This window comes from Mesorhizobium alhagi CCNWXJ12-2 (assembly GCF_000236565.1).
In the GTDB taxonomy this organism is placed as follows: domain Bacteria; phylum Pseudomonadota; class Alphaproteobacteria; order Rhizobiales; family Rhizobiaceae; genus Allomesorhizobium; species Allomesorhizobium alhagi.
In genome coordinates, this window is the sequence record NZ_AHAM01000292.1 from 43,261 (window position 1) to 52,137 (window position 8,877).

11 protein-coding genes are annotated in these 8,877 nt (G+C 60.5%); 6 read left to right on the top strand and 5 right to left on the bottom strand.

Features of this window, described 5'->3' with window-relative positions; genetic code table 11:
* Positions 1-27: 27 nt before the first annotated feature.
* Positions 28-411 (bottom strand): hypothetical protein, encoded by a 384-nt coding sequence (locus MAXJ12_RS30585; protein ID WP_008840046.1) that lies wholly within the window; start codon positions 409-411, stop codon positions 28-30.
* A 259-nt stretch (positions 412-670) separates the two neighbouring features.
* Here MAXJ12_RS30585 and MAXJ12_RS30590 point away from each other — a divergent pair, with 259 nt between their 5' ends.
* The 4 genes from MAXJ12_RS30590 (at position 671) to MAXJ12_RS30600 (ending at position 3,963) form a co-directional block, all read left to right on the top strand.
* A complete protein-coding gene (locus MAXJ12_RS30590) occupies positions 671-1,330 on the top strand; it encodes a hypothetical protein (RefSeq protein WP_139044133.1) in 660 nt (219 codons plus the stop codon).
* Positions 1,331-1,756: 426 nt separating this feature from the next.
* Positions 1,757-3,214 carry a TrkH family potassium uptake protein gene (locus MAXJ12_RS30595; RefSeq protein ID WP_008840048.1) on the top strand — a complete coding sequence of 486 codons (1,458 nt, stop codon included), beginning with the start codon at positions 1,757-1,759 and terminating at the stop codon, positions 3,212-3,214.
* Between the two features lie 129 nt (positions 3,215-3,343).
* Complete coding sequence (locus MAXJ12_RS38365) at positions 3,344-3,616, top strand: hypothetical protein (protein ID WP_085984135.1); 273 nt, start codon at positions 3,344-3,346, stop codon at positions 3,614-3,616.
* Positions 3,589-3,963 carry an SPW repeat protein gene (locus tag MAXJ12_RS30600; RefSeq protein ID WP_040588956.1) on the top strand — a complete coding sequence of 125 codons (375 nt, stop codon included), beginning with the start codon at positions 3,589-3,591 and terminating at the stop codon, positions 3,961-3,963. The genes MAXJ12_RS38365 and MAXJ12_RS30600 overlap by 28 nt, the downstream gene beginning before the upstream one ends.
* Before the next feature lie 118 nt (positions 3,964-4,081).
* Here the strand turns inward: MAXJ12_RS30600 and MAXJ12_RS30605 are convergent, their stop codons facing one another.
* Positions 4,082-6,343 (bottom strand): cation:proton antiporter family protein, encoded by a 2,262-nt coding sequence (locus MAXJ12_RS30605; RefSeq protein ID WP_008840051.1) that lies wholly within the window; start codon positions 6,341-6,343, stop codon positions 4,082-4,084.
* A gap of 329 nt (positions 6,344-6,672) precedes the next feature.
* On the opposite strand from MAXJ12_RS30605, the gene MAXJ12_RS37290 reads away from it, so the two are divergent.
* On the top strand, positions 6,673-6,963 hold the full coding sequence (locus MAXJ12_RS37290) for a hypothetical protein (protein ID WP_139044134.1): 291 nt from the start codon (positions 6,673-6,675) through the stop codon (positions 6,961-6,963).
* 38 nt (positions 6,964-7,001) lie between these two features.
* On the opposite strand, the gene MAXJ12_RS37295 is transcribed toward MAXJ12_RS37290, so the two are convergent.
* Complete coding sequence (locus MAXJ12_RS37295; RefSeq protein ID WP_008840052.1) at positions 7,002-7,142, bottom strand: hypothetical protein; 141 nt, start codon at positions 7,140-7,142, stop codon at positions 7,002-7,004.
* Between the two features lie 173 nt (positions 7,143-7,315).
* Between MAXJ12_RS37295 and MAXJ12_RS30615 the strand changes: the two genes are divergently transcribed.
* Positions 7,316-7,735, top strand: a complete 420-nt coding sequence (locus MAXJ12_RS30615; RefSeq protein WP_008840054.1) for a hypothetical protein — start codon at positions 7,316-7,318, stop codon at positions 7,733-7,735.
* A 100-nt stretch (positions 7,736-7,835) separates the two neighbouring features.
* Here MAXJ12_RS30615 and MAXJ12_RS36095 read toward each other — a convergent pair whose 3' ends face one another.
* Complete coding sequence (locus MAXJ12_RS36095; protein WP_341872556.1) at positions 7,836-8,132, bottom strand: helix-turn-helix domain-containing protein; 297 nt, start codon at positions 8,130-8,132, stop codon at positions 7,836-7,838.
* A 114-nt stretch (positions 8,133-8,246) separates the two neighbouring features.
* The coding region (locus MAXJ12_RS30620) for a DnaB-like helicase C-terminal domain-containing protein (protein ID WP_008840055.1) at positions 8,247-8,877 on the bottom strand (631 nt) is incomplete at its 5' end.

Below are 8,877 nucleotides of genomic sequence, written 5' to 3' on the forward strand. Positions count from 1 at the left end.
GTCGAGAGCCGCGTCGCGCGGCCAAGGTCATGCCGTGAGAAGTGGCGGGGCACGCGCATCGAAGGCGCGGGTAAGCGGCAGTTTCGGCCAGGCTTCAGGACATAAACCGACGGGTGCTCCTGACGCGGCTTCGAGCGACAGAAGCGAATTTGGAAGAATGGCAAATGACTTGCCGTCGCCCTCAACGACAGGTGCGTATGCGCCCGTCTTGAAGCGGGAAGTCTCGGCAGCGACATGGCGCACTATGTCGCGGACAAGGATGGTCGGGTGTGCGACGGGGTTGGGCGCGGCAAGCGTCATCTGCCCTTTGGCAAAATCCTGTCCGGCCTGGACGGCCGTTGCCGCAGGAATGGTCCACATCAGGACGAGGAACGAAGCGAGCAGCCGCAGGCCAGCACCGACGCTGAGCAAAACGCGGGGCCTTATGCTATCCTGTCTTCGACCGTGCTGTCTCATCTCACCAGATGCGGTTCTGCATACACTGGGAATAAATACACATTCGCCCTTCGTTGGCCGCGCAAGCGGAAAACTGCTCGCTTAGGTATTTAACTATAGCACTTGCATTGCGAATTGAAGCGCACGATTCACGTCCTCAAAGTGATGCACTGCTGCGGGCTTTTCCAGGCCCGCCTAGCTCAGGTACAATGAAGCTATGCCGTTGTCAGATCCTATGAGCGGCAGCCGGCTTGTTCGGATGCGCACCTGTCTATGGCCGGTCATTCATCGCCATCAACCAGAGAGCCTACCACCGCTTGTTCGTTACGCTCGCGCAAGGAATACCTCCGGATCGGAGCAGCCACCGTTTGTCCTGCGCAACCAGATGAACCGGTTGCGGATTGGTTTCTCCCAAGCCGCCGCGCTATACGTTAGGATCGATCGACGCCACACCAAGGGATTTTCATGGAACGCCTTCTCGTTTCCTCCGATCTCTCTGAACGGCCGCGCCGCGATCTTCGGCGCGCCTTGTCGCTCTGCAACCAGTCCGATACCGATCGCAAATCTTCAGGCTTTAATGATGGCAAGACTGAAGGGACTGCGCTCCCGGATGGATAGACGGCAACAGATATTGTGGAGTTACGCCGCAATTATAAGGCGTGGAGCGATCCTCGGCGGAGCGGTGTTTCTGTTGCTGACCGATGACCCCAATTTTAATTTTCAGCTTAACATCATCTCATACGTCGTCGCGCTGTTGTGGAGCTACTACAACGGTACATTTGCTTGCGGCAGATTGTCAGTCGCTTGGCTGGAAGGTCTTATCGTGCACATGATTGGCGTCGTAACTGGTAACCTGCTGATACTGATTTTCGGCAGCCCACTGACGGCAGCCTAGGTTTCGTTGCTTGGGTTGGCCCTCGTCAATGCATAGGCGACCGACACCAGCTACCGAAGTGTCACCTGCGCCTACGGATATGGGATTTGAATCCTTTTCCATGAACGCGAAGCCGCGAAGCGAACCGTTCTGCCTGCGGACGGCCTCCAAGGGGAGCAACTTGTCACACGATTCCATACGTCGTGTGGTCGACCGACGGTTTCCAGACACTGTTGGTCGGATGACCGACGAGCCGTCAGCGCCAGTATCCAGTACATGCCGTGCATGGGTTTCAAACCTCATCTCTCGCCAGCGGCTGTGGAGATCGTAAGGTCAGGCATCGACCTTTCTGGAAAAGCCAACATCTTTCCCATAAGAGGGCACCAAGTCCGCTGTCATGGCAGGCTTTTGGGCAAATGCCCAAATGGGTCGTGGGGGCTAAAAGCCGTGCAAGGATCTGCCATTCGCGCCGCAATCCATGTCGCAGCGGTTTTTGGTATTTACCTTTCGATCGCCATGCTCGTTCCGGCGCTGTTTGATCTTTATGTGGGACATCCAGACTGGCGGGTCTTTGCATTTTCGGCCTTCTTCATGGGAGGTCTTTGCATGGGTATCGCACTGGCCACGCATGGCCCGCCGCCGGTGATCTCGCCACGTCTGGCGCTGCTCGTGGTCAACCTGCTGTGGTTCACGATGTGCATAGCGGGTGCCGTCCCATTCATAGCTTCGTCACTCCAGATGACTGTGGCTGACGCGTTTTTCGAATCCGTCTCGGGCGTAACGGCCACCGGAGCTACTGTCTTGACCGGCCTCGACGGTTTGGGGCCGGGACTGCTGCTCTGGCGCTCGATCCTGCAGTGGATCGGCGGCCTCGGCGTCATCGCCCTGGGGCTCTTCATCCTGCCCTTCCTCAACATCGGCGGTGTGTCATACTTCAGCATCGAATCTTCCGATATTTCGGAACGGCCCTTCGAACGATTCTCGACCTTCGTGCTGAGCTTGCTTTCCATTTACACAGCCCTGACGCTGGCCTGCGGCATCGCCTACGGGTTGGCGGGAATGAGCGGCTTCGATGCGCTCAATCATGCGCTGACGACCATCGCCACCGCTGGTTTTTCCACACATGACGCCTCGATGGGCTTCTATGCAGACAAGCCAGCCATTCTTTGGGTCGGCACAGTCTTCATGTTCATAGGCGCCTTGCCGTTCTCAATTCTGATCCTGTTTGCCATACGCGGGCGGCTCGACGCTCTGGGCGACCCGCAAATCCGGGTTTTTGCGGGCTACTGTGTTGTTTTCGTCATTGCAGTGACCGCTTATCTTCGGGTCTCCGCAGGCGTGCCGCTCTCCGAGGCTTTCACGCATTCAGCCTTCAATTTCGTGTCGATAATTACCACGACCGGTTATGCGTCCAGTGACTATACGCTCTGGGGGCCGTTCGCCATCGCCTGCGCGTTCGCCGCAACCTTCCTTGGGGGGTGCTCAGGCTCGACCACCGGCGGCATCAAGGCCTTCCGTTTCCTGATTATGTTCGAACTGTTCGCCAACCGTATGCGTAGCCTTGTCTACCCACACACCGTCCTGACCGTTCGGTATGGCGATCGGCCTGTCGACGCTGCTATGCAAAGCGCGGTGGTCCTGTTCATCTCATCCTTCATCGTGATCTGGGTGATCGGGACGATCCTCCTCGCCGCTACCGGAATGGACCTATTGTCGTCACTTTCTGGAGCGCTTACGGCAATCACCAATGTCGGTCCGGGTCTGGGCGACTTCATTGGCCCAGCCGGCAACTTTACGGCCGTGCCTGAGGCCGCGAAGTGGATACTCTCGTTTCTGATGCTCCTCGGACGCCTGGAGATCATCGCTGTGCTGGTCATCTTCACGCCCGTGTTTTGGCGGCGGTGACCGCGATATGGTGTGCTTCGCTAAAGTGATCTGCTTGTCAGCGGAAATCGCGGCCTTTTCGAACCGGTAGAGGATCAGGCCAAAGCCACGCCCGCCATCGAGTCGGCGGCCCATCGCGGCAAGACCGCGGTGATCTACGGACACACGCCGGTCTTGTCAGCCGAGTGGGTGAAAAACACCTTCTGCATCGACACCGGCTGTGTGTTCGGTGGCAAGCTGACGGCCCGACGCTGGCCGGACGCGGCCATCCTTAGTGGGGAGCAATCGCTCGCTATCGGGGCGGTCATCGCCAATGTAGACCTCGCCGTTGCACAGCCCTATGTCAATTCTTGCCGCATGTGCACGCGCTGCAAGTGGCGCATTGGTCAATCTTCATGTGGAGGATTGTCGTGGCAACTGTGATCGAAGGCAAAAAGACCCACGACCTGGTAAGCCTGATCTTGGCGGCATGCCTGTTTGTCTCTCCCTGGCTATTCGGCTTTGCGGATGAAACGATGCCCGCATGGAATTCCTGGATCGTCGGCATCGCGCTCGGCACTTTGGCGGTGGCCCTGCGCTTGGCGTTCGCCGAATGGCAGGAATGGGCCAGCTTGGCGCTCGGCCTATGGTTGTTTGCCTCGCCCTGGGTCCTCGACTTTGGCGGCAATACGAATGCGCTCTGGACTCACTTGGGTTTAGGCGTGCTCTCCGCTGCCCTGTCGGCTTGGGCAATCCTGGACAACCGCGATCAACCAGGCCCGCATGCGTGAACGCCGAGAAGAGCAGCGCCGACGGCACCAAGATGCTCGCCCCATGATCGCTGATGGCGGCGTCTGCATCACCCGCCCGCAGACAGGCAGCTTGCATTCCCTGACACCGTTTTTTTCGCTAGGCCCCGGTGCTGCTCTTTGGTCGAGTTGACGTGCGGATCGCTCGGCGCACCCGGCCCTCCTTCTCAGGCCCTTGCAGGGCGCGGCGAAACTCGTCGCGCTTCTCGTGAATGGAGGCGATCACCAAACCCATGGGAACGCCGAGATTGACGAGCAGGGCTTCCGACAGCTGCAAGCTCGCCTCGATCGTCTCGGGCACGGCGTCCGTGACGTTCAGGCCGTAGAGTTTGGCTGCATGCTCAGCGTCACGCGCGCGCGCCACGATGATGAGGTCGGGCCGTTCGGCACGCGCCGCTGTCACGACCGACTCGACCGCAACCGGGCTGTCCATCGTCACGACCAATGCGCGAGCGGAAGCAATGCCACAGCGGCGGAGCAGTTCGGGATTGGTTGCATCGCCGTAGAAGATCGGCTTGCCAAGTTGCCGCTCGCGGGCGACGAGCGCCGCATCGCTATCGAGGGCGACATAGGACACATGATGCCGGGCAAGCATCTCGCGCACCAGATCTCCGACGCGGCCACATCCGACAATGATCACCCGCGGCGGACCTTCGAGCGCCGCAGGAGCGAGCGCCGTTTTGGCGGCCTTGGTGGCGCTTTCCCCGTCCAAGTCGGTGATCTGCTTGGCTGCGGACGTTGCGGCGTCGTCGAAGGGATACAGGACGAGGTCGACGCCGCCGCCATCCTGAAGGCGGCGGGCTTCCTCGTCGGTGCGCGCGGTGATAGCGATGCGCCCGCCAAAGCGGTGAGTCCGGATCGCGGCGAGCAGTCCGCTGCGCGGGTTGGTCTCCGTCAGGAGGATCGTCCCGTACGGCAGCGAGAGCACGACCCAACGCGCCTGAGTCAGCGGTAGCTCGGCCCAGAATTCCTGCTCGCTCACGTCGCCGTAGCGGACCTGGTACCCTTCGCGTGAGAAGCGTCTGATCGTCTGCGGGTCGAGGTCGACGCCGAGCACGTTGTAGCCGGCGTCCTCAAGGCGCCGCAGGAGCTGGCTGCCGAAGCGGCCGAGGCCGAAGATGATGACGTCGACGGTCGGCTTGTCTTCGTAGTTGTCGGCGGCCGCCTCCCGCCACGACCCAAAATCGAACGGCCGCAGCAGCGGCCTGAACCAGGCGTAGAGCTGCTGGGAGTATGTGATCATGTAGACCGACAAGGCGATCGTCACGAGTCCGACCAGGGTGACCAGCCCGACGGCAGACTGACCGACATGACCGAGGCTGAGCCCCATGGCCATGAAGATGAGCGAGAACTCGGAAATCTGCGCGACCGTGAGACCGGCGAGGAATCCGGTGCGTGCGCGATAGCCCATCCAGGCCATGATGAGGAGGACGATGAACGGATTGCCGATCAGCACAAACAAGGAAAAGACGATGGCACGCACAAAATCCTGGCCCAGTGTGGACAGGTCGAGCGTGGCGCCGATCGACAGGAAAAAGAACAGCAGCAGGAAATCCCTCAGCGCGGCCAGGCGCGCCGAGACCATGTCGCGGTAGGGAGTGGAGCCGATCGAGACGCCGGCGGCGAGGCCACCGAGCTCCTTGCCGAGCCCGATCATGTCGCCAATCGCGGCGGCGGTCGCAGCCCAGCCGATGGCGGCGATGACCAGCAGTTCCGGGGTGCGGGCGAGTCGTGCCATGAGCGGATCGGCGAGATAACGGACGAACAGGACGAGGGCCACCACGACGCCGAGCAGCGAGGCGAGGATGGTGAGGAGGTCAGACGGCCCGCCCTGTCCTTCCTCGGCCCCGATCCCGATCGTCGACAGCACGACCATGGCGATCACGACGACGATGTCCTGGACGATCAGAAAGCCGATTGCGATGCGGCCGTGCAGCGTCTCCAGCTCGCGCTTGTCGCCTAAGAGCTTCACGACGATGATCGTGGAGGAGAAGGTCAGGGCGACGGCGACATAGAGGCTGGTCAGCCAGTCGAGCCCAAGCGCGAGGCCGATAACGAATCCGATGCCGGCGGTGAAGAAAACCTGGCCGAGCCCCGTGGCGAGCGCAACCGGACCGAGCGTCCTGACCAGGCGCCAGTCGAGCTTGAGCCCGACCAGAAACAGGAGGAGTGCGACGCCGAGCTCGGCGAGAAAGCGGACCTGGCTTGCCGTCTCCACACTGCTTTCCCAGAAGGCAGCGGCTCCGATCCCAACCGCGATGAAGCTCACGATCACGGGCTGGCGCAGGGCGGCGCCAAGCAGTCCGACAGCGGCGGCGCCGAGCAGCAGCCATGCAATCTCGTGAAAGACGACGTTGGTCATGCACCTCCTCGCGGCAAAATCCGAACTATGCGCTCGGACGCTGTTGAGATCGAACCAGGGTCCAATTTCCGCGAATTTCCCGCTTACTATATCGAAGACCGGAATTCCGACAATCGCGCTCTCCCATGTCAAAATCAGGGGAGAAACTGGTCAACGCTCCATGGGAAAACGGGGTGTGGGATTTGCCACTCAGCCGCAACCTCATTCAGTTTTGAGATCAGCGTTTCCTCTTGAGGCGAAGGCGAATAGCCCGGCGTCTGCGGGGTACCGGCTTTACCTCGCCGGTGTCCGAGCTCGTTTTGGTGGTTTCAGCCGCAGCGGTTGTCGCAATGCCCTTGATCTCCGCAACCGAATCTTCAATTCGTCGAGCCGTATCAAACGCGACCTGGGCAACGCCGCAGAGCAAGCACAAACCCGAAACACCAACCGGCGCCATAGACTGGTATTTCGGTCTTAACAGCCTGAATTCCATGGCCTACCTCTCGGTAAGTCTCTCGTCTGGCATTGCTCACGCCTTCCGTTTGCCGTTCGGCGTGTGTTTGTCGTCCTTCGGCGGCGGCGCTTTGGCGATCTTCTTCGCAGCACCGCTCCGTGCAGTAGGCCTCGAACTATCACAATGATGCGGAACGGACGCTCGGAAGGGCGGCAAGACTCATCGTTAAGAGACCGGACCGCCGGCTGCGGCGCCGACCTCCATCGCCTTCAGCCGTACGGCGGCAAAGCCGATCATCTCGCACAAAAGATCAGCGCCAGGGGTCTTCACCCCGAGCGTGCGCCGGTTCATCATGTCGTCGGTCATCGGTGGTTTCTTCGAATCAGGTTGGGTGAGCAAGCCGACCCTGCCGGGGACCATCGATGACCGCCGCTACGCCACCGCCGAGCGCACGCGGCGGGGAACGATTGTGAACAGCCCATGGGGCCGACCTCTGGTGCGTTGGCTCCACGCGAATCTTTAGGGGACGACGAGCGACAATGCCTGTCAGCTTCAAAGACATAGAGTTAGCTTTCGAATTCGTCAGCGCTGCGAGCACGGGAGAACATCAGGCATTTCTGTGCAAGCAGTCAGGCACGCTCTGTTGGCATTCCGAACTCGCGGATGATTTGGATGAGTTGCCGGATGACATCGACGACAGTGACAAATATATCCAAATACCTGACAAGAGGGAACTCGAGCTGGGCAAGCCACTAGCGTTGAACTTCGCCCGCGAATTCCTGCCAGACGACGTCGGTTACGTCGAGCAAATCTTCAGGAAGAGAGGCGCCTACGCCAGATTCAAGGATCTGTTGCAGCGAAGAGATGCGCTCGATCAATGGTACGATTTCGAAGCGAATGCGCAGGAAAGAGCGTTGAGGATGTGGTGCGATCTCAATTCTATCGAGGTCGGTGACTGATATCGCCCCCCGAAAAAGGCGCCGCGCGACACCTCAACGCCGGGTTGCCGAAGCCGGGCTCGATTCGAGATGTTCCTCCGCCCACAGCCTGCCCGCGCAGTCAGGACCGAGCCCATGCTGTTTCACTCAGTGAGGCGCCGCAGGTGAAGGGGTGAAGGGCGCGTTTCGCCGCTCTCGCCATTCTCCGCAGATAGGGCCCGCAGCACAGCTTCCGGCTCGCGCTCCATGATGCGGAGGAGCGTGCAGCGCCACTGGGCTGCCTCTTCCCCTGCTCCCATTTTTTGTAGCCGGACGGACTGGTCCCGAGCACGGTCGCCATCTGGTCCTGTGTAAGCAACAGCCTCTTGCGAATCGCCTTCAAATCAACGGTGCCGACGTCAACCGCATGCACCTGCATTCCCGGAGCGCGCGCAGTTGCTGACTGTCATCGACAAGGATACGGCAGGACAACTCAAGGCTCGGAAACTCACCCGGTTCGGTTCAGCCGGCTCGAAGCCGTCTAATGAGCTCGCTACTCATACCGTTCCGGCAGATGATGCTCTGCCGCCAGGTTGGAGAAGCGGGTGAACTCGCCGGTGAAGGCGAGGGATACGGTGCCGGTCGGGCCGTGACGCTGCTTGGCGATGATGACTTCGGCCTTGCCGCGCACCTCGTTCATGTCGGTTTCCCACTGGGTGTATTCGAGCGTGCCGGGCTTCGGTTCCTTGTTCTTGAGGTAATATTCCTCGCGATAGACGAAGAGCACCACGTCGGCGTCCTGCTCGATGGAGCCGGATTCGCGCAGGTCGGAGAGCTGCGGGCGCTTGTCGTCGCGGCTTTCGACCTGACGCGACAGCTGCGACAGCGCGATTATGGGAACGCCGAGTTCTTTTCCCAGCGCTTTAAGGCCCGTAGTGATCTCGGTGATTTCCTGCACGCGGTTCTGCGAGGCCTTGGCGGAAGAGCCCTGCAGGAGCTGGATATAGTCGATGACGATGACGTCGAGGCCGCGCTGGCGCTTCAGCCGGCGGGCGCGCGCTGCGAGCTGCGCGATCGAAATGCCGCCGGTCTGGTCGATGAACAGCGGGATTTTCTGCATGGTCTGCGAGCAGGCGACGAGCTTTTCGAAATCGGTCTCGGTGATCTCGCCGCGGCGAATCTTC